Here is a 20611-nt window from a genome sequence, read left to right on the forward strand (position 1 = left end):
TTGGCGTAACAGCTTAGGATAGAGATCCAAGTCTTAAGTGTAAGTCTCTTCCTATGTCTGCTACGCCATCAATTTCTCAAGTTAACTCACCCGCCCCTAAAACATTAGAACTTCCCCCCCTACTCGGTGCTTCGGTTAGCGAGTTAACTGCTTGGGTACAGCAGCAGGGACAACCAGCTTACCGAGGTAAACAATTACATGACTGGATTTATCATCAGCAAGTGCGATCGCTTGCTGATATTTCTGTGTTTCCTAAACAATGGCGCTCAGAAATTGCAGATATCCCCATCGGGCGTTCCAGCATCCACCTCCGCAAAGTTGCACCAGATGGTACAGTCAAATTTCTGCTGCAATTAGCTGATGGGCAAATTATCGAAACTGTGGGTATTCCCGCCGATAAGCGGTTAACTGTATGTGTTTCTACCCAGGTGGGTTGTGCAATGGCTTGCGATTTCTGCGCCACTGGTAAAGGTGGCTATAAACGCAACCTCGGCCGTCATGAAATCATTGATCAGGTGTTAACGGTACAAGAAGACTTTGAGGAACGAGTTAGCAATGTGGTGTTTATGGGATTGGGTGAACCATTGCTAAATGTTGATAATGTCTTAGGCGCAATTACATCTTTAAATCAAGATGTGGGAATTGGACAGCGGATGCTAACTGTTTCTACAGTCGGAATTCGCGATCGTATTCGTCAATTTGCCCAAAATAATTTGCAAGTTACCCTAGCGGTGAGTCTCCACGCCCCTAACCAAGCACTCCGCGAAAAACTTATCCCTAGCGCCCGCTTTTATCCTCTCGAAGATTTACTGGCTGAATGTCGGGAATATGTAGCCATTACAGGCCGCCGTGTCACTTTTGAATATGTCTTGCTGGCTGGTGTGAACGATTTACCACAACACGCTTTGGAATTATCACAACGTCTGCGAGGATTCCAGAACCATGTCAACTTGATTCCCTATAACCCAATTCAAGAAGTTGATTATCAACGCCCTAGCCGCGATCGCATTCAAGCTTTTGTCAATGTTCTCCAACAACAAAACACTGCTGTTAGTGTTCGCTATTCTCGTGGTTTAGAAGCTGATGCAGCTTGTGGACAACTGAGAATGAATAAAAAGTAAACTGAATTTTGAAGTATAAAGTATGAAATTAACCTACCCATACTTCACTATTCTTTTGCTTTCTGCCTTTTTACTTTTGCCTTTTTACTTTTACTTTTACTTTTACTTTTACCTTTTACTTAGTTGAATTCCAGGGGCATAAGCTTCAATCACTTTGCCAGTACGTGTGCAACTAATCATTAAGTAATCACAACTTGAGCATTGTGTCCGCGTTAATTCACTATCCAAAATATAATAACGCTCCGCTTTTCTACCACAATTTGGGCAGTGAATACTTAGTACTGTCTGCATTTTTAAACCCCTGGATGTAACTATTTTTTAACTTTTAGAAAAGTTAGTTTAAACTTCGATGTTAGGTTTAACCAACGTAACAAACTGCCAGAAGATTTACTGGTTTTCTTAAGAAAAATTTTAGCTAAATAAACTTTTACAATGCCTTGATTTATTATCTTAATCTTTAGGGGCTTTTATCATCTCACTTTAGATATATAAATTCACTGATAAGTGGTTTGTACTTAGAAATGAGATGATCCCTATGATTAAAACTTTGAGAGAGCTTTATTTTGCGTCATTCCAAAATTTTTACATACTTATTTATGTATTCAAAAGTTAATCACCAAGGATTACTGTATATTTGGTAACAAAATCTCAATTTTAAACTTTGCTTAATCTTTATGAATGCTAAGGAGAAATTACTCGTTACTGATTTTGACTGCTGAATTACGCGTCAATTATTTGACATATTTTTAGGTGCGATTTATTGCCAAGGTAACTTGATACTGAAGGTAGAACCTTGTCCTTCCCCAAGGCTAAGAGCTTGAATTGTGCCACCATGAAGTTCTATTAAATAGTGAGCGATCGCTAAACCCAAACCTAAACCTCCTTGTTTGGGAATACGATAATCTTGGCGATAGCGTTCAAACACGAATGGTAAGAATTCTGGACTAATACCAATACCTGTATCGGTGACAGTGATTTCAGCATGATATTCATGACGAAATAGTTTCACGTCTATTCGTCCGTTGTCTGGGGTAAATTTAATGGCATTAGAGAGTAAATTGCCCAAAACTTGCAGTAGGCGATCGCCATCACCAGTTATTGCAGGTATGGGCTGATCAATCACAGAGTCTAGATGAATATTTTTTGTATTGGCGGTTGGGTAAGCAGTCTGAATGGCTTCGCGGACAATCGCGCCTAAATCTACTGGTTTCAACTCTAGGTGTAACTTTCCGCGCAAAATCTGAGACATATTCAGCAAATCTTCTAAAAGTTTTGCCTGAGATAGGGCATTGCGCTCAATTGTTTCTAGCGCACGGTTGACACGTTCTTTGTCAAACTCCTTAGTCCGCAGTAATTGCGCCCAACCCAAAATTGCATTTAAAGGCGATCGCAAATCGTGTGATACCATCGCCACAAATTCATCTTTAGCGCGGTTAGCAGCTTCTGCTTCCGCCCGTGCAGTTTGTTCCAATTGCAATAGCTGTTGACGTTGTATTTCTACAAGTTTGCGTTGGGTAATATCTAGCACAAAGCAGACACTATAACCTGGCTTATCTGTACCATCAATGCGAGCAATTCCTAAAAGAATTGGCACACATGAACCATCTTTGCGAAAATATTCCTTTTCAAAAGGCGTACAAACTCCCGAAGTTTGCAATTCTTGAACTTTTTGCTGATCGAGGGATTGATATTCTGCTGGTGTTAAAGTATCCCAACGCAGATTTTCGGCTGTGAATTCTGCACGAGTGTAACCTAACATCTCTAAAAAAGCATCATTGGCTTCATATATCTGACCGCTAAAATCACCGAAATAAATGCCAACAATATTAGATTCTACGATTCTGCGGAACTTCGCTTCACTTTCGCGCAGAGCAGCTTCTTGATATTTGCGATCGCTAATATCGGTTGTACTCCCAACCGCCCGTAATGGCTGTCCATTTTGATCTCGTGTAATCACTCCCTGATCCAACACATACCGATACTGGTTATTTTTATGGCGGACTCTATACTCTACAGCATAGTAGTCATTATCCACAGACATCTTCTCGAAAGAACTCAGCAATAACTTCCTATCTTCAGGATGTATTTTTTCCATCCACCATTCTTGAGTTGGTTCTGCTTCTTGTGGAGAGTAACCTAAGATGCGAGTTAAACCTTCTGTCCTCTCAACTGTATTTTCTGGAATATTCCAGTCATAGATGAGACAATTAACCGCCGCCGCAGCTAGTTGAAAACGCTCATTACTTAAACTTAGCTGTGCTTCCGTTTGTTTGCGGTTAGTAATATCATAAGCTGTCCCAACAATTTGCCGTGGCGAACCATCATCATTTCTGATAAATACAGTATCTCGACTGTAAAACCAATGCCATTGACCATCCGCATGGCGCATCCGGTATTCAAATTCTACAATTTCGTTATCTTTCACCGTGGCAATTTTTTGCAGATGGAGAAAGAACAAAGGTAAATCTTCTGGATACATTAACCTTAGCAAGAATTCCTGACCCAAGTCTTGAATTTGTTGAGGACTGTAACCAAGCAGTTTATTAACCTGACTATTTAAATAAAGATTGCGCCGTTCTAGCAAATCATAAACATACAAAATTCCTGGTGTAGTTTCAGCTATGCGTTCAATGAACTGCTGACTCTCGCGCAAACGTGCTTCACTTTGTTGTAGTTCTTGACGCAACTTTACTTGTACTATTGCTGAGTGGATAGTTGAATGCAAACGTCCTGCTGTTGTCTGTCCTTTGACTAAATAATCATGAACACCACTTTTCATCGCTTGAACAGCAATAGCTTCGTTACCATACCCAGTCAACATCACCACGGCTGGTATGAATTTTTTTGCAAGTTTTGGCAATTCTGCTAGAAACTCTAGCCCATCCATATCTGGCAATAAAAAATCTAATAAAATACAATCTGTCTGAAATTGCCGATATAGTTCTAGGGCTTCCTCCCCCGATTCTGATTCGAGAATGGTGTAACTATATTCCTGGTCTTGCAGCAGATAACGACGATAAACCTCACGGTCTTCGGGGGAATCGTCGATGATTAAAACGGTCAGCGGTTGCACCATGACTAATTGCTTGCAGCATCAGGGATAATCACAATATCTAACTAATCGGTGATCAAACTTGGGATTGTTTGTGCCAATTTGTTGATTTTGATTAGCTTTAAAATATAGCTATCAACACAATATCGATAACATATTTCTATGACAATTGGATTTATCCTGGAACTATATAATATAGGACGCATATTGGATTTTGGAAAGACTTAGTATCTGTAAAGTAAGTATTAATTCCTATATTCTATAGAAATCATATTCTATTTTTGAACTAGAGTGGTAAGTGATCTCACTTCATGTTGCCCAAACGTAAGGGCGTAAGCTTCGCCTTACCGCAAGGTACAAGCCAGGAAACCCTTATAAAGCAGTGGCTCACCTAAAGATTTCACAAATCAAATTGGATTACTAATGTATAGAGAATTTTAAGTAGTAAAATACAAAATTTAGGGCTTAAAGCTAGAGATAGCGGCTGTTTGCTGCTGAATTTTGCTGTATCTAGCATTCTTAAAATAATTCACCAACAAATTTACTCCTTATTCCGTGGCTCTACTGTTAGTTTATCAATCAAATAGGAGCGCTATATCTTAAGAAATACGACTTGAGTTAGAGAATCATCAATTTTGGTAAAAGGCCATATTAAGCATAATATTTATTAGAGTATTATTTATTTTGCAGCAGGTAATTATTCACAAAAATTAATTGAGGTAGTAAATAAAAATGCCAGCAAGTAAAAATTAGGAAATTGTAATGCGACAGGATGAAATGAGGATTTTTTATGTAAAATCTAGTGCGATCGCAGTAAAATTGTCAATAGTATAGTTGCTCAGGAAAAATAACAATTTCAATTGGAAAAATCAACATTTTTCAAAGTTAACGGAGATTTTATGGAAGCTCCTCTACCTCTTGCTGGCTTAAATGTTTTGGTAGTTGATGATGATGATGATAGTCGCTTTTACGTCACTACCGTTTTAGAATCAGATGGAGCCAATGTTGTTGCAGTAGCATCAGCCGCCGCTGCACTAGAAGCGCTGATTAAGCTACAGCCAGAAGTTTTGGTATGTGATATTGCAATGCCAGAGGAAGATGGGTACACTCTCATCCGCAAAGTGCGATCGCTCAAACCAGACCAAGGTGGACAAATCCCCGCAATTGCTTTAACCGCCTACGGTGATACAGAAGATCGTGTCCGCGCCTTAGAAGCCGGTTTTCAAACTCATGTTGCTAAACCAGTTGATCCAAATGAACTAGTAGAAATTGTCGCCAGTTCAGTGACTAACGGTAAAAATTATTAGGAGATAGGTGACAGGTGTTGTATAGTTAATTTGGTTTTGTTACAGATGACCATTGACCATTGACTAATTAAAACTAATTTGCTCAGATCGATATTCTGGCGGCTCAACGTGAATAAGAATTCTCACAGGATGAAAGCGTTCTTCCAATAGCCTTTCCACATTTTCCGTAATGCGGTGTGCAGTTTTGACATCTGGTGCATCTACAATTAAGTGCATTTCAATAAAAACTTGCCTACCCAAAATACCTCTAGAAGCAATGTCATGACAGTTCAGTACTCCCGGTACAGAAGTAGCGATTTCATGGATTGCTTCTGGTGCGATCGCCATTTGATCCACCAGCCAAGGTAAATTAGCTTTTAACACTGACCAGCCACTCCAAAATACTAACAAAGCCACAGGAAAAGCCAACACTATATCTAGCCATTGATAACCAAGCCAAACTCCTATCAAACCGCCAATCACCGAAATTGTCACCCAAACATCGCTCATTGTGTGCATAGCATCAGCAATTAAAATTGGGCTACCTACTTGATGACCTACTTTCCGTTCGTAAAACGCTACAAAAATATTTACCCCCAAAACTATTAGTAATAACCACAACTCTGGCGGTGAAATACGTACTAGATCACCACCTTTAATAATGCGCTCTATTGCTCCTTGAAGAATTTCAAAGCAAGCTATACCTAAAAAAGCCGCAATTCCTAAAGCTCCTACTGCTTCAAATTTTTGGTGTCCGTAAGGATGTTCACGGTCAGGATGTGGCGAAGAAAACTTACTAGCAAATAATCCTAAAACATTATTGGCACTATCTGTCACACTATGCAAAGCATCCGCTAACAGGCTTAAAGAACCAGTCCAATAACCCACAACCGCTTTTAATCCCATAACAAACAGATTGAGCAGTAGGGTAATAATTAAAACTTTTCTTACCGTCTTCCGATTATCGTAAGTCATAAATATTTTTTAACAGTAAGTTCTATGACTTCTAAGTGTAAAACTTAAAACGTTAATCAGATAAAACGACTTTTCGCTTAGTTAGAATTATTGTCTATATTGACTTAAAAAATTTGGAGAACTTGTTGCAATTAATTGTAATTAATAATGGCTACAAGCTTGGTAATTACGAACAATACAGGTTTGATAATTAGTTAGTTTTATCATTAATTCATCAAAAATATTCATTAATTTTATTTTTAGATGAATTCTTTAGTCAATTTATATCAGCGAGTAGGATAACTCAATATCTGTAGACAGAGACTTAATCTCAGCCAAGATCAACTTTCCGGTAACATGAGGTAAGTATCAAAAATTTAATCAAGCTCATGGCTTCAACTCCTTTGACATTGAACTTAGTTGAAGGTTCTGTCTCCTTCAGTTTTTCAGCCCAAGCCGCACGAGAATTAAAAGCGGCGATTGACCAATTAATGGAGCGCCTGAAAGCTGTCGCAGCTAAACCTGCTGGTGGTGGTGCTAAAATCACTCCCCAACCTCCCTTAGAATACCGTTACACTGGCGAGGTATTTTTAGAAATTTTCTGCAATCCAAATATTTGGCCTACTCCCTTTGCAGCCAAAGTTCTGTTGACAGTGCGTGATGTTACCATCCGCTTAACTACCGAAACCGAACTAACTCGGCTAATTGAAGACATTAACCAATATTTAGAACAAGTTGCATAAATAGATCAGACTTTCGCAGTCATACTAAAAATTAGGTATTTCAGCAGAGTTTCAGCTATGTATTGGGGTGTAAGGATATTAAAATAGAAAACCTATTCACCCCTACACTCTTACCAAACAAAGACAAGCAAAATTAACTTAGTTATTCAATGCAAAAGAGCTACTTTGCCAACGATTTCTAAATCCAGAGTAAAGATAACCAAGTTTTGATGCCCACAATTCCATCTACTTGCAATCCTTTAGACGATTGGAAACTAGTTACAGCATCCTCAACAGCAGGTGAGAATTTTCCATCAATATCATCTGTATACAAACCAATATCCGTCAACTGCTGTTGTAGTTGTTTAACCCGTAACCCAAAATCCCCTATTTGCAACTCTTTAAAACGGTTTAAATCAGCTTTACCACTGACACCAGATACACCAGATACATCCCCTTTATATTGATGAATGAGATATTCTCCGTGCCAAGTACTAGGAACATCCGGCTGGGGTTTATCATAGTGTGCAATCCATAGTGGATAGCCAGCAAAATCTGGAGGGTTCCCAAGCTGATTCCAAAAACCAGGGTAAGTGTAAATAATTGGTTTAATAGCTTTTCCAGTTTGCTGTAAAAGTGCTTTTTCTACTTGTACTAACCATCGCTTGGCTACATCAATTACAACAGTTTTGTTGCTGATATTATCCATCACTTCTATATCTAATACTGGCGGTAAGTCTCCCGGATCTAATTTACCAACAGTGGCTAGAAATTCTTGAGCTTGCACAACTGGATCAGATGTATGGGGGTGAAAGAAATGATAAGCTCCACGAATAATTCCCGCGGCTTTCATTGTTTGCCAGTGATGAGCAAAAGCCGAGTCTTTAACAGTAGAGCCTTCTGTCGCTTTTACAAAAGCAAAGGTTTTACCAGTATTTTTCACCGCTGTCCAATCAACTCTTCCATCTTGAGCAGCTACATCAATTCCTAGCATAAAAATTCCTTCACCTTTAAAAAAAGTAACTGTGAACTTATCAAAAATAATGGGAAATTATATGCAAATTGCAAATAATTTAAAAAAATATCTAATGATGACCTATGCGCAAAGATTGGTTGTAAGGATTGGGTGTAAGGGTTTTGATTACTTACACCCTATATCCCTATACCTAGAACTTAAAAGTTTTGTGGTGGTAATGGTTTTCCTTGTGTTTTAGGAACATTAATGACTTTTAAGATTTTGGCAATTTCAATGATGTCTCTATCTAACTTTTGAGCTTTTTGATTACCAGGACAACTAATATCTTGAGACTGCTCTCCTCCTAGACTTATTGTTGTAGTTGTACCAAAAGAAGTAGATTTGACACAACCTGGTTTTACAGGCAAGCTGGATAATGGTTCAGCAATTTTCAAATCCTGAAAAAACTTCTTAGTGAACTTTTCTGGTAGTTTACCTTTGCCAGAACCTTTACCATCTACATAATTAGCTTCTCCGGTAGGTGAGACATAGATGCGGTAGCCAATAGTATTTGTTGAGCCACTGTTAATAACAACAGCAACGTTGTTGGGTACCAAGGCGATCGCCGATTGAGCCGCACCAACCAAAAATGATATACCTGCTAACCCCGTTAAACTTCTGTAAAAAAATTGACTCATTTTAACGAACCCCTCAATTTATTTATTAAGCAAAAGATTCAAAAGAAGTTTGCAAAAGGTAAGAGACTGACAAGAATCAAATTCCTAACCATTAATATCCATAATGAATTGTTGGGAATTTAATTTTTTAGAACTCCCTCAAACTACTTCTTCACTGGTTATAGACTAGATATTTACTGGAAAGTTTTGGCGATTCTATGGCAGTTTTGTGTCAATTCATTGATAGCAATAATTATTAATAATATCGAAATTTTGTTAAGCAGAATGGGTGCATCAAGTGGGCTCAAGTATTTTTCTATGAGTCAGGGAAAACTAATAGCTGGATAAAAACTCAAAGTAATAATATTTGAGCCGTACCATTAACTGGCTAAATAGCCACTGATTTTATCTTTGTGTCGTCGTAGGGTCATTAAGGCTTGCAGTTCTAACTGTCGCACTCGTTCTCGGCTAATACCCATACGTTGACCAATTTCAGACAAAGACAGTGTATTTTCGTTTGTTAAACCAAATCTTAACGTTAATATTTCTCGCTGCTGGAGAGTTAATTTTGATAATAAATCGTGAATATTCTGTTGTAAAAAACTTTGGTCAGCATAAGATTCTGGAGACAGCCCATCATCTTCCAACATATCATGTAATTCCGTATCTCTTTCTGGGCCAACTCGTAATTCTAAAGATAAAGGCTGCCGCGCTAAGAGTAAATAATCCCGAATTTCTTTAGGGTCTATAGATAGTTCTGCGGCAATCTCTGTTGTGGAAGGAGTATGACCTAATTTTTGCGCTAGTTCACGTTGAGTGCGCTTAATTTTGTTCAGTTTTTCTGTAAGATGAATAGGTAAGCGGATAGTCCGTCCTTGTTCGGCGATCGCTCTTGTAATTGCCTGACGAATCCACCAATAAGCATAAGTAGAAAATTTGTAACCCCTAGTAGGGTCAAACTTCTCTACGCCTCTTTCTAAACCCAAACTTCCTTCTTGAATTAAGTCCAGAAAATCTAAATTACGTCTTTGATATTTCTTGGCAATAGACACTACAAGTCGCAGATTAGCCCTAATCATCGTTTTTTTGGCTTGATATCCTTGCTGTAGTTGTTGCACTAATTCTGCTTCACTTAGCTTGACATATTCAGCAAATTCTAGTTGTGTTGGTTGACGATTTAATTGAATAGCTAATTGTTCTTTGGCAGTAAGTAAACTCATCATTTGTTGTACTTGCTTACCAAAATTTATTTCTTGCTCATGATCTAATAAGGGGATGCGCCCAATTTCATGGAGATAAGTACGTACCAAATCCGTATTAGATAAAGATTTGCGATTTTGATCGCTTACGTCGATAGATTGATGAGATAGATATTTCATTTTTCTTTAATCTTGAGCAAAATTTCTTGATTTAGAAAAAAATGGCTTGCATTCCAAATATCAAACGTTAAGTATGCGCCACAATTTCTTCTAGCGATGACTAAATACGCTTGTCTATTTCAGAATTAACTTTTCTTAAGGTAAGAGCTTGATGTGACAGAAATTTGTCAAAGATTTGAATAAGTCATGTCTATAGTGAAGTGCTGAATATAAACTCAGTATTTTCTAGTCTTTAAATAGTCAACACTTAGATATGCTTTGATTGCTGTGTAAAAATATCAAGATTTAGTTAATATAGTAGAAGCGCTATTTATCCTTAAAGAACTCTGAGAGAGAATTTCTACATAAGACAAACTTGGCATATACGTAATCGGGTAACAAATTACTCTAGGAAAGGACTGAGAAGAAGTCCTCCATGAAAATAGTTGGCATTTAATCTCTGGTCGAGTTTGAGTACAGAACCTTTACCAAGATTACGTTCAAAGATTTTGCTATAGTTGCCCATAGATGCAATAATGCGTCTCTGCCATTGTTGATCAAGACCTAGTTCTGGTGCCAAAATCGGCATTACTCCAACTCCACCTGCATACCATCGAGTTTCCGGTCTATCTGCATTGATTAAAGTAGTCACTGTCCACGCAACGATCGCTGACCATTGTGCGTCTTGTGTTCCAGTGGCAGCTATGATTGGAAAGGTGCTGAGAAACTCTGGCAGGATGCGGCTAGACAATCGGTTCACCCCGGAATCGAGGCGAATATTGGCCAGGGTTGTCACTTCACCTGCGATCGCATGACAATTCTGCACGTTGTATGTATCAATCATTTCGCCATCTTCCGAAAACGCCCGACGCAACCAATTTTTGTGCAGTGTCTCAAAGTAAGCTGTCAGGCTGCGTTCAACGGAACTACCAATCATAAAACAAATACTGTTTCCCGAAAGGTCGCTGACATGTTGTGCGGCTGAAGTTGATGCCACCATTACGGCCTCTGATTCCAGAAAGACCGTCGGGCCAGGTACTATAGAGCCAGCTAGTTTCTGGGCGTTAATTTCTGAGCCTGTGAGAAAATACACATCATCCTGCTGCTTACGTACAGCATCAAAGTCTTTATCTGTTTCATACTGATGATATTCAATCCGGTCAGGAGAGCCGAGAACTGCGGCGGCGATCGCCCGACAAACATCAACGTTCAGTCCACTCCACACACCAGGCTTGACTTCACTCGCTAAACCCATACGCTCAACGCTACCACAACGAACCACATTGTGCGCCTTGACACGTTTAATGGTAGAACCCGCCTGAGCAGAGGAAGTCGAGCAGCAAATACCGAACATAGTCAGTAATATCAACAAAAAGCGCATAAATTCTCCTAATTCTGCGTTGAAAACAAGCCTAAGTAACAGAATAGGGATGTGAGATGTAAAGAATATCATTACCTAAATCCTCACACCCCTACACCCATTTCTAGGCTGGGTTTCATCTCAACTTAATGGTTCGCCGCCGGATAGGTACTTGGCAGAGGGTTAAAACCTGCGGGGATGGGGTTAACGATTCCCTGACGCTGATCCTCTGGGGTAATGCCAATTGCTTGGCAGCCTTTCCCACCATAGTGGGGTAGTGTGTTGACGACGCTTTCGGGAATTTTCGCAAAAGACGCTGGTAGTGGGGGCGAAATACCTAGTAGACGCTTGGGATCAAAGCCAGACAACAGACTGTCGGTAATGGGCGAATTGATATCTCTGGGGCCAAGATACCTCTGTTGAAATCCTGGCGGCCCATACTGGTTAAACTGGGGAGAATTGCCAGCGGCCAGTGCTTGTGCTTCATCAGGTAAGCTGGCGAGTGGGGGTAATCCAAAAATAGTGTTGATTGTCTCGATGACAGAATTGTGATCTCCCTCCACATGGGAGACTGCGTGTGTGCGTGCGTAAGGCGAAATCAGAATTAAAGGCACACGGACACCACGAGATAACGGTAATCCATCAGGGCCATAGGACAGAATGCGCGGTGGAACGTGGTCATAAAAACCGTCTGACTCATCATAGGTAATGATGATGGCACTTTGCTGCCAGAGTTTTGGATTGGAAGCGATCGCATTAATTACACGAGCCGCCATTGCCTCACTGAGTTGGCGATCGGTATAGCCTGGATGATCGTCGTCACCTGATTTTGCTGCGTTGATTGCTGCAATCTCATCTGCGGGTGTGTTGGGGTTAGTAATCGCTGGTTTAAGTCCCTGCTGATTATTGTAGCCGCCGCGAATATAGAACACGCCGCCTTTGGGCAGGGAATCTTTAGCTATGTCGGTAAAGAAGTCATTCAACCCCCGCAGATTTTTGCTCACTTCTGGCGTATTGGCGATATAACCAAAATACTGTGCGCCGTTGTGATGACTCACATAGGCATTATGGGAAGCAACTCCGTTTGTATCTGTCGGTTCGAGGTCGTAACCTTCTTGATACCAGCGCCAATTGACAGGCTCAGTCCGCTGTTTCTGAATATAGGATATATCTTGCTGGATATCAGGTAAATCAAATAAAGGATTTTTGTTGCCTGCTAAGACCGACTGAATTGTGCGCCCTTGAAAAGTCAGTGGTAAGCTGGCAAAAGTCAAGTTAGTCGCAATGTTGTTATCAGCGTAGCTCTCATTCGCGCCAGCAGGTTGTCTGTTATTAATGGTTGTGTCAAATTGGGAGCCGTAGAAGGGCTGCGGGTCATTGACTATCGGTACTCCCTGAGTTGTGCCAGTATGACTACCTACGGTGTAAGATTGACCGTTAGCACCATGCTTCACCCATTGGGTTTCACCAGCTTGTCCCGCGAGGATGGCTATGGCATTTGGCGTGGATGGTGTATCTTCCGTGGCAAAGATATTGTCGAAAACAGTGAAGCGACTCGCCCATTTCCAGAAGAAAGGAATAGTGTCACAGTCAATGTGAGACATCACCAGTTGGGCAAATTGTTTACCTCTGGCAATGTTAGCGGTTCCGCCCCTAGAAGCAAAGCGATTATATTCATCAGATGCGAACTGATCCATTTGCGGTTTGCCGTTCACAACATGGAGTTTGTTGGCTAATCCCGTGTGTGAGTGGTCTACGCTGTCAACAACGCTAGAATTTTGCTCTGGCCCCAGGCGAAATGGCTGAACTTTGACTGTCAGTCCATTAACATCTGTGTATGTCTGTATAAAACCCGGTGTTTTTGCTGGTTCACGCGGCTTTTGTCCGTCTGAGTAAAGTCCGTTAACACCCGGTAAAGTTCCATACTCATTATCAAATGAGTGGTTTTCGTTGAAGAGAACGAAGACGTACTTGATTCGTTTCTGAAGTAGCCTTGTGAGTATTTGATTGGGCAGTTTGGGTTCTTTAGCCGGATTGTTTAAATATTTTGCTACATCTGGTGTCACATCTGCTTGGGTTGTAACATTGGAGTCTGGTTGCTCGGCGATCGCCAAATCAAGCAACATAGTGGTGGCGATGGGATAAGGTAGTAACAAAAGTGTTAAAGCAACAGAGAATTTTCTAAATCTTCTCAAAGCACATCTCCTTGATAATTTCTCACTCGTTAATTATTAATTGCGTTTTCTTGCTTGAAACGGGATATTTTGCTTAAGCCATACTTTATTTATCCTGAAGTTTCTCAAGACAAAAAACAATATCGATTTAAAACAAAACTATGCTACTTTTGTAGCTTTTTTTGTTTATTTTTTAGCCACAAACCCATAGTTATTGCAACTCCTATACCGCCAAAATTTTGAGGTTCAGGCACAGGCTGGCTTTTGGCAAAAGTAATTTGATTACCACCAAAACTTGGAACATTACCCAGGTCACTATTATCTAAGAAAATTCCATTCTTAGTACTGTCCACCCCTGTAAAATTGCGGTTGAAATACAACTCCAAACTGTACAAATTTCGGTTATCACCAGTTAATAAACCTGCATCTGCAAAAGCAAGTATATTTTCTTGAATGTAAGCTGTATTACCAGCTAAAGTGTTGGACAATGTTTGCAAAATGGTATTATTGCTAACTAAGTTAATAGTCCAACTTGTCAAATTCACAAAATCCGAACTAGGTAGCTGATCCGCATCTACTGTATAAGTTCCATTAAAAGAACCATTGGCTAAACTTACTGGTAAACCGATTGAGGCATTATCAGCAACAGGCGCAAAATTTCCAGAAATCTTGAATGTTGTTAAACTGAAAGCCTGGGCAGAATCTATCTTAATAGCTGCAAGCATAGCAAAACTAACTGCTACAGTCGTAGTTAGTTGGCATAACCTTATCAAAGGTATTGCATTCAGCATAAATTTACTCTCCATATTTGTTTCCATAGTTTTTTAAAGTACGCCTTACCGCAAGGAAAAGTAGCGTCATGTTAATACATAACTATGTTTATCTCTGAAACAAATTGGCTACAAAATGCTTAAGTTCCATGTTAGATGAATGTAAATAATCCAACTAACTAGATATTGGTCAATGATTACAGAACATAATAGTGCAATGTTTAGAAAAGGTTATGGAATGGTTAATATTATCGATTTACTTCAACTACAGGTTGATTTACACGCTGCTGGCTAAGTTATCTCATATCCGGCAAATCAGTTATGATTCCAAGAATCTGTGCAGAAATATCAAACCCTCTCCTCTGCACCTCTGCTGTCTTAATGAGAAGTCAAAAAAAACATTGGATATTGCTATATGCTTTCAGTAATTAGACTGAATCAAGCATAAATTGGTAAACAAAAGTGAATCTCCCTTTAATTACTCGCGCTGAAAAACATAACGAGAGAACAGCGATTATTACAGATGCAGGAGCATTTACCTATCAGGATTTGCTTTACTTTTCCAGTCAAATAGCGACAAGTCTTTTGCAGAATGTGGAAGATTTATCAGAACAACGAGTTGCTTTTCTTATCCCTGCTGGGTTTGAGTATGTAGCGACTCAGTGGGGAATTTGGCGTGCTGGCGGAGTAGCTGTACCTCTTTGTATTGTCCATCCGCGACCAGAATTAGAGTATGTCATAAAAAATTGCGGCGCATCGATGATTATTGCTCATCCGCAGTTTGAGGATATATTACGCCCGATCGCCACAGAACACAATTTGCGATTTATCCTCACCTCCGACGCACTGCCAAATTATATTGCTCGGCTTCCAGAAATAGATATGACTAGACGGGCATTAATTCTCTACACTAGCGGTACAACAGGTAAACCAAAGGGTGTGGTGACAACCCACCACAATATTCAAGCGCAAGTTACTAGCTTAATCACAGCTTGGGAATGGACATCAAGCGATCGCATTTTACACGTACTTCCCTTGCATCACATACATGGCATTATTAATGTACTGACTTGTGCTTTGTGGGCTGGTGCAGAATGTTACATGTTGAGCAAATTTGATGCTGAAGTTGTGTGGAATCGAATTTGCAATGGTGATTTAACTTTATTTATGGCAGTCCCGACAATTTATGTAAAACTAATCGCAGCTTGGGAAAACGCCTCTAGTGAACGCCAACAAACCATGACAGCAGGTTGTGCAAAAATGCGCCTGATGGTTTCTGGTTCCGCCGCTTTACCAGTGCAAGTTTTAGAAAAATGGCAAAAAATTAGCGGTCATTTTCTTCTAGAACGCTATGGAATGACGGAAATTGGTATGGCGTTATCAAATCCTTTACATGGTCAACGTCATTCAGGTTATGTTGGTCAGCCTTTACCGCAAGTCGAAGTGAGATTAGTTGATGAAAATGGAGAGTTAGTCCCACCAGGAACACCAGGAGAAATTCAAGTCAAAAGTCCTGGTGTATTTTTAGAATATTGGCAAAACCCCCAAGCAACAGCCAAAACCTTTCAAGATGGTTGGTTTTGTACAGGTGATCTTGCTGTAGTTGAGAACGGTAACTACCGCATTCTCGGCCGGATGAGTGTAGATATTATCAAAACTGGTGGCTATAAAGTTTCCGCTTTAGAAATTGAAGAAGTGCTAAGAAACCATCCAGATATTCAAGAATGTGCAGTGGTGGGAGTTGCTGATACTGAGTGGGGTGAGAGAGTTTGTGCGGCGTTAGTATTGCATCCACAACGTCAGTTGACATTAGAATCTTTGAGGAGTTGGGCAAAAGAGCAGTTAGCAGTTTATAAAGTCCCAACTAAAATTTTGCTAGTTGAGGAACTACCACGCAATGCGATGGGGAAAGTGACTAAGCCAAAGGTGGTTGAGCTTTTGCGTTAATCTTTAAAGCCTTACTAAAGATTGTGGCAGGCTGGAAAACGTGAAACTTTAGAGGACTATAGGGAAATCCCTCTTAACCCATACGTAAGAGGGATTTTGGGTATGGGCTTTTTGAGTACTAGGTTAAATTACTTGCTTTCTTAACTGCTTTCTTTAACTCTTCAAAAGTAATACTACCGTCTTCGTCGGAATCATACTGTACTAGTAACTCTTGGGGGCTACTGGTGTTTGTTTCTGATGAGATGACTGCACTTAAACCAGGACTTAAAAAAAGCTCATTAATGGAGATTTTGCCGTCTTGATCGCGATCTAAGGTATTAAAAAGAGATTGAAGCTCTTGCTCGGTTGCCATAAGTTTTTATCTGAATTAATCTTTTACTTTAATATTTTCAAATTAAACAAACTTATATCCAGAGAAGTAGAAACATGTATCGCTGGGGCTTAAATTAGTGAAATATTCTATTGCCTGTTCTACCCGTTCTATTAACCTCGCAGTATAAGATTACATAATTGTGCCTACGCAACATAACCTATGACTACCGCACCTTTAAGCTGGCAAGAACTAGAAACTCTCACCGACTATCAAATAGATACCGTTAATGGTCTGACCAATGCTAAAGCTCGGTTGCGCTTGTTTGGCAAACCCGAATCTGATGTGCGGGTAACGCTGTACCGCGATAACCACGCCTGGTGTCCTTACTGTCAAAAAGTTTGGTTATGGCTAGAGGAAAAGCAGATCCCCTATCGCATCGAAAAAGTAACCATGTTTTGCTATGGAGAGAAAGAAAGTTGGTACAAACGTAAGGTACCATCAGGAATGCTACCAGCGATCGAGCTAGATGGAAAAATTATTAAGGAAAGCGATGACATTTTGATCGCTTTGGAAAAGGTTTTTGAGCCATTGAGCCAAGGGATGGAAGACCGCACGGTGCTTCCTCTACGTCAATTAGAACGACTTTTATTTAGAGCCTGGTGCGCTTGGCTGTGTTATCCAGCAATTTCCTCTCAACAAGAAAAACGCAACCGAGAACAATTTATTGGAGTGGTGGCTAAGGTCGAGGAGGCTTTAGGTTGCACCCAAAGTCCTTATTTTCTCGATAGGTTCGGCATCGTCGATGTCATTTTTACGCCATATCTCGAACGGATGAATGCAAGCCTTTACTACTACAAAGGTTATTCTCTGCGAGAGGAAAACCCTCGCTTAAGTGCATGGTTTGCGGCAATGGAAAGCCGACCAACTTACCGTGGTACCCAGAGTGACTTTCACACCCACGCACATGATTTACCGCCCCAGATGGGGGGCTGTTGGGAAAATGGCGAACCCCAGATGCTTATCAATAAAGCGCGGGTAGATAACGGCCCCTGGTTCGGGCTACCAGATGTGACTTATCCAGAGCCGGAAAACTCGCGTATGGAAGCTCTCCAACGAACTATTGAGCATCGCGTCAATATTATCAGAGTTAACCCCTTAGATAATCAATTGTTTGATCAAGCCCTACGTTGTGCTTTAACACACATGATGACCGATGAAGAGTGTATACCTCCATTGGGATCTGATATCGGTCTACGATATTTGCGCGATCGCATTAATGTCCCCAGGGATATGTCTATTTATGCAGCCAAGCGATTGAGGGAATCCCTGGAGAAAACCGCAGCCCTTGCTGGTGATGGACAGCCAGACCCCATTCCCACTCAGCATCGACGAGATCAAGACCCGTCTAACTTTGTCAGAAAGTAGGATTAAAATCAATATATAACTGCTGGTTCGCCGACTTTTTTAGACGAACAAATCCTTGAGATATATTGGGTTAAATTCTGGTGTATAGTTGCTGAAGTTACTTGCTAGTAGCGGGCAGGATGTGGTAATTAGTCTTTTGGGACTGAAAAACTTCGCTATCTGACAACCAAACACCTGACTAATTTTATGGCTCGATGGATGTTACCAGTGTCAGGACTTGAAAAAATATAGATATAGCGATCGCTTGACTGAGACTTGATACCAAAAATCCACAATCCACTAATGCTATACAGACGATTTGGACGCACAGAATTACAGATGCCGCTGTTTTCTTGCGGCGGCATGAGATATCAGTTCAAATGGCAAGATGCTGCTTGGTCAGAAATTCCCGCAGACAACCAGAAAAACCTCGAAGCAACCATTCATAGATCCGTTGAAGTTGGAATTAATCATATTGAAACTGCCCGTGGTTATGGTAGCTCGGAAATGCAATTGGGAAAAATCTTGCCAACATTTCCACGGGAAAAATTGATTGTCCAAACTAAAGTTTCACCCGTTGCTGATGCCAAAGAATTCCGGCAGACATTTGAACAATCGCTGCGAAATCTCCAGTTAGATTATGTAGACTTGTTTAGTTTGCATGGCATTAATCATGCTGAATCTCTGGAATATAGCATTCGTCCTGGTGGTTGTTTAGATGTAGCCAAACAATTACAAGCCGAGGGCAAAGTTAGATTTATTGGCTTTTCTACCCACGGGGCTACAGATTTAATTGTTCAGGCAATTAATACTAATCAATTTGATTATGTAAATCTCCATTGGTATTACATTAATCAAACTAATTGGCCAGCAATTGCAGCTGCCAATAAACGTGATATGGGTGTATTTATTATTAGCCCTTCAGATAAAGGCGGACAGCTTTATAAACCACCACAAAAATTAGTGAATCTTTGTGCGCCTTGGAGTCCAATGGTGTTTAATGATTTGTTTTGTCTGAGTCATTCTCAGGTGCATACCCTGAGTTTAGGTGCAGCTAAACCCCAAGATTTTGATGAACACTTGAAGACATTAGCATTATTAGATGACTCATCAGAAATTTTGCCCCCGATTTTGGCGAGATTAGAAGCAGAAGCGATCGCCATTTTAGGGGAAGATTGGGTAAAAACTTGGCATCTCAACTTACCAAGATGGGAACACACCCCTGGCGAGATAAATATTCCCATGATTTTGTGGTTATGGAATTTAGCTAATGCTTACGATTTAGTAGACTACGCCAAAACCCGTTACAACCTCATGGGTAACGCTAGTCATTGGTTTCCTGGGAACAAAGCAGATAAACTCAACAAAGTAGATTTACGCCAATGTCTTAGCCGAAGTCCCCACGCCGATAAAATTCCTCATATTTTGGCGAAAGCCCATGAAATGTTGGGCGGAGAGGAAGTGAAACGACTATCGCAACAATAGATATGGCGTTTCATAATTTGCTGAAGTACTAATGATCTGAGTTTATCTGCGTCCATCCTCTTCTACTGGCAGTTAAAGTAACACCAAAAACTAAATTATCCTAAAATTGCGCCTAGTAGAGTGCGTCAGTTTAAGAACCTTAGTCATGTCAGAAAATGACGCACCCTACATTTTAAATGTTTTTTAATCAGTTCTTAATTCCTTATTTGTTGTGACTGACACACTGGAAAGCCACTACATTAAATTTATTTTTTCTTTTTTTATAAAATAAAACATTGATTTTTCTCTGAGCAATGTATTAATAGCATCATCAAAAGTACTTGAAAATTTTCCGATATTAAGGATAAGATACTCAAGCGTTAAAACGTTTTTTGTCAAGCATACAAATGCTTAATTTAGCATAAGTAAGAGCTAAATTAGGCTTACTGTCTCATGTTTAAAAAGCTCATTAATTTAGACATCAAAAATTAAATTAATTAGTTGATTGCTTGACACAAGAAAAAAGATCGGTGCTGTCAAACTTTTTTTAATATACTTCTGAGGCTGCGTAGATTTATGGCAATTATTACAGGTGACAATGGTAATAATATACTTCCAGGAACTCCAGACAACGATACTATTAGAGGACTTGGAGGCAACGATCAACTTAATGGTGGAGCCGGAGATGACATCCTAGATGCGGGATTAGGAACCGCAGACGAAGTGGATGGTGGCATTGGCATTGATACAGTCGTCATTGATTACTCCAGTTTAGGAACCAACGTCAGTAGATTGGGTAATTCCTATATCACCACAGGCAATCGCACCTTCTACAGCAATATTGAGCAGTTCAACATCACCACTGGTAGTGGTAACGACGAACTGCTTGGTGGAGTATTTAACGACATCCTCAATGGTGGTGCAGGCAATGATGTACTCAATGGTGGCGCAGGTAATGATGTACTCAACGGTGGTGCAGGTGACGATTTAATTACCAAAGGAGCCGGAGCAGATACAGTCGATGGTGGTACAGGAATTGATACTCTTGTGGATG

At 40.2% G+C, this 20611-nt stretch carries 17 protein-coding genes; 7 read left to right on the forward strand and 10 right to left on the reverse strand.

The annotated features are described in order from the left end of the window. Window positions 1-53 precede the first annotated feature (53 nt). Window positions 54-1121, forward strand: a complete 1068-nt coding sequence (gene rlmN, locus NCWK1_RS08585; protein WP_096579524.1) for a dual-specificity RNA methyltransferase RlmN — start codon at window positions 54-56, stop codon at window positions 1119-1121. A gap of 108 nt (window positions 1122-1229) precedes the next feature. On the opposite strand, the gene NCWK1_RS30070 is transcribed toward rlmN, so the two are convergent. After that, complete coding sequence (locus NCWK1_RS30070; RefSeq protein ID WP_103124422.1) at window positions 1230-1412, reverse strand: replication restart DNA helicase PriA; 183 nt, start codon at window positions 1410-1412, stop codon at window positions 1230-1232. 466 nt (window positions 1413-1878) lie between these two features. Further along, on the reverse strand, window positions 1879-4197 hold the full coding sequence (locus tag NCWK1_RS08595; protein WP_103124423.1) for a PAS domain-containing protein: 2319 nt from the start codon (window positions 4195-4197) through the stop codon (window positions 1879-1881). Window positions 4198-5072: 875 nt separating this feature from the next. On the opposite strand from NCWK1_RS08595, the gene NCWK1_RS08600 reads away from it, so the two are divergent. Continuing rightward, window positions 5073-5480 (forward strand): response regulator, encoded by a 408-nt coding sequence (locus NCWK1_RS08600; RefSeq protein WP_103124424.1) that lies wholly within the window; start codon window positions 5073-5075, stop codon window positions 5478-5480. A 63-nt stretch (window positions 5481-5543) separates the two neighbouring features. Here NCWK1_RS08600 and cdf31 read toward each other — a convergent pair whose 3' ends face one another. After that, window positions 5544-6434 carry a CDF family zinc efflux transporter Cdf31 gene (cdf31, locus tag NCWK1_RS08605; protein WP_096579529.1) on the reverse strand — a complete coding sequence of 297 codons (891 nt, stop codon included), beginning with the start codon at window positions 6432-6434 and terminating at the stop codon, window positions 5544-5546. 368 nt (window positions 6435-6802) lie between these two features. On the opposite strand from cdf31, the gene NCWK1_RS08610 reads away from it, so the two are divergent. Continuing rightward, window positions 6803-7156: a hypothetical protein gene (locus NCWK1_RS08610; protein ID WP_096579531.1), complete on the forward strand. Its 354-nt coding sequence runs from the start codon at window positions 6803-6805 to the stop codon at window positions 7154-7156. Between the two features lie 178 nt (window positions 7157-7334). On the opposite strand, the gene NCWK1_RS08615 is transcribed toward NCWK1_RS08610, so the two are convergent. From NCWK1_RS08615 to NCWK1_RS08640, 6 genes are all read right to left on the reverse strand, one after another. Further along, window positions 7335-8129: a GH25 family lysozyme gene (locus tag NCWK1_RS08615; RefSeq protein WP_103124425.1), complete on the reverse strand. Its 795-nt coding sequence runs from the start codon at window positions 8127-8129 to the stop codon at window positions 7335-7337. A gap of 179 nt (window positions 8130-8308) precedes the next feature. Next, complete coding sequence (locus NCWK1_RS08620; protein WP_103124426.1) at window positions 8309-8788, reverse strand: hypothetical protein; 480 nt, start codon at window positions 8786-8788, stop codon at window positions 8309-8311. 359 nt (window positions 8789-9147) lie between these two features. Then, the gene (locus NCWK1_RS08625; RefSeq protein WP_096579533.1) at window positions 9148-10146 is read right to left on the reverse strand and encodes an RNA polymerase sigma factor, RpoD/SigA family; all 999 of its coding nucleotides are present in this window, start codon (window positions 10144-10146) and stop codon (window positions 9148-9150) included. A 382-nt stretch (window positions 10147-10528) separates the two neighbouring features. Further along, complete coding sequence (locus NCWK1_RS08630; protein ID WP_096579535.1) at window positions 10529-11506, reverse strand: type 2 periplasmic-binding domain-containing protein; 978 nt, start codon at window positions 11504-11506, stop codon at window positions 10529-10531. Window positions 11507-11631: 125 nt separating this feature from the next. Beyond that, window positions 11632-13680, reverse strand: a complete 2049-nt coding sequence (locus NCWK1_RS08635) for a phospholipase C (protein WP_146033962.1) — start codon at window positions 13678-13680, stop codon at window positions 11632-11634. 143 nt (window positions 13681-13823) lie between these two features. Beyond that, complete coding sequence (locus NCWK1_RS08640; protein ID WP_146033963.1) at window positions 13824-14450, reverse strand: hypothetical protein; 627 nt, start codon at window positions 14448-14450, stop codon at window positions 13824-13826. Between the two features lie 441 nt (window positions 14451-14891). Here NCWK1_RS08640 and NCWK1_RS08645 point away from each other — a divergent pair, with 441 nt between their 5' ends. Continuing rightward, window positions 14892-16376 carry an acyl-CoA synthetase gene (locus tag NCWK1_RS08645; protein ID WP_103124429.1) on the forward strand — a complete coding sequence of 495 codons (1485 nt, stop codon included), beginning with the start codon at window positions 14892-14894 and terminating at the stop codon, window positions 16374-16376. Window positions 16377-16494: 118 nt separating this feature from the next. Here NCWK1_RS08645 and NCWK1_RS08650 read toward each other — a convergent pair whose 3' ends face one another. Beyond that, entirely contained in the window at window positions 16495-16728 is a 234-nt protein-coding gene (locus tag NCWK1_RS08650) for an EF-hand domain-containing protein (protein WP_096579544.1), read from the reverse strand. A 180-nt stretch (window positions 16729-16908) separates the two neighbouring features. On the opposite strand from NCWK1_RS08650, the gene NCWK1_RS08655 reads away from it, so the two are divergent. The 3 genes from NCWK1_RS08655 to NCWK1_RS29465 form a co-directional block, all read left to right on the forward strand. Further along, window positions 16909-18114 carry a glutathione S-transferase family protein gene (locus NCWK1_RS08655; protein ID WP_103124430.1) on the forward strand — a complete coding sequence of 402 codons (1206 nt, stop codon included), beginning with the start codon at window positions 16909-16911 and terminating at the stop codon, window positions 18112-18114. A 282-nt stretch (window positions 18115-18396) separates the two neighbouring features. Continuing rightward, the gene (locus NCWK1_RS08660) at window positions 18397-19578 is read left to right on the forward strand and encodes an aldo/keto reductase (RefSeq protein ID WP_103124431.1); all 1182 of its coding nucleotides are present in this window, start codon (window positions 18397-18399) and stop codon (window positions 19576-19578) included. Window positions 19579-20133: 555 nt separating this feature from the next. Continuing rightward, on the forward strand, window positions 20134-20611 hold a 478-nt coding region (locus NCWK1_RS29465), incomplete at its 3' end, for a calcium-binding protein (protein WP_281259101.1).

Origin of the sequence: Nostoc cycadae WK-1 (genome assembly GCF_002897135.1) — a bacterium.
Lineage (GTDB): Bacteria > Cyanobacteriota > Cyanobacteriia > Cyanobacteriales > Nostocaceae > Nostoc_B.

Excerpts from the sequence above, each read along its gene's own strand:
- NCWK1_RS08640 (WP_146033963.1), bottom strand. The coding sequence starts at position 14,450 with ATGCTGAATGCAATACCTTTGATAAGGTTATGCCAACTAACTACGACT.
- NCWK1_RS08600 (WP_103124424.1), top strand. The coding sequence starts at position 5,073 with ATGGAAGCTCCTCTACCTCTTGCTGGCTTAAATGTTTTGGTAGTTGAT.
- NCWK1_RS08610 (WP_096579531.1), top strand. The coding sequence starts at position 6,803 with ATGGCTTCAACTCCTTTGACATTGAACTTAGTTGAAGGTTCTGTCTCC.
- NCWK1_RS08660 (WP_103124431.1), top strand. The coding sequence starts at position 18,397 with ATGCTATACAGACGATTTGGACGCACAGAATTACAGATGCCGCTGTTT.
- NCWK1_RS08655 (WP_103124430.1), top strand. The coding sequence starts at position 16,909 with ATGACTACCGCACCTTTAAGCTGGCAAGAACTAGAAACTCTCACCGAC.
- NCWK1_RS08625 (WP_096579533.1), bottom strand. The coding sequence starts at position 10,146 with ATGAAATATCTATCTCATCAATCTATCGACGTAAGCGATCAAAATCGC.
- NCWK1_RS08630 (WP_096579535.1), bottom strand. The coding sequence starts at position 11,506 with ATGCGCTTTTTGTTGATATTACTGACTATGTTCGGTATTTGCTGCTCG.
- NCWK1_RS08650 (WP_096579544.1), bottom strand. The coding sequence starts at position 16,728 with ATGGCAACCGAGCAAGAGCTTCAATCTCTTTTTAATACCTTAGATCGC.
- NCWK1_RS08595 (WP_103124423.1), bottom strand. The coding sequence starts at position 4,197 with ATGGTGCAACCGCTGACCGTTTTAATCATCGACGATTCCCCCGAAGAC.
- cdf31 (WP_096579529.1), bottom strand. The coding sequence starts at position 6,434 with ATGACTTACGATAATCGGAAGACGGTAAGAAAAGTTTTAATTATTACC.
- rlmN (WP_096579524.1), top strand. The coding sequence starts at position 54 with ATGTCTGCTACGCCATCAATTTCTCAAGTTAACTCACCCGCCCCTAAA.
- NCWK1_RS30070 (WP_103124422.1), bottom strand. The coding sequence starts at position 1,412 with ATGCAGACAGTACTAAGTATTCACTGCCCAAATTGTGGTAGAAAAGCG.
- NCWK1_RS08615 (WP_103124425.1), bottom strand. The coding sequence starts at position 8,129 with ATGCTAGGAATTGATGTAGCTGCTCAAGATGGAAGAGTTGATTGGACA.
- NCWK1_RS08620 (WP_103124426.1), bottom strand. The coding sequence starts at position 8,788 with ATGAGTCAATTTTTTTACAGAAGTTTAACGGGGTTAGCAGGTATATCA.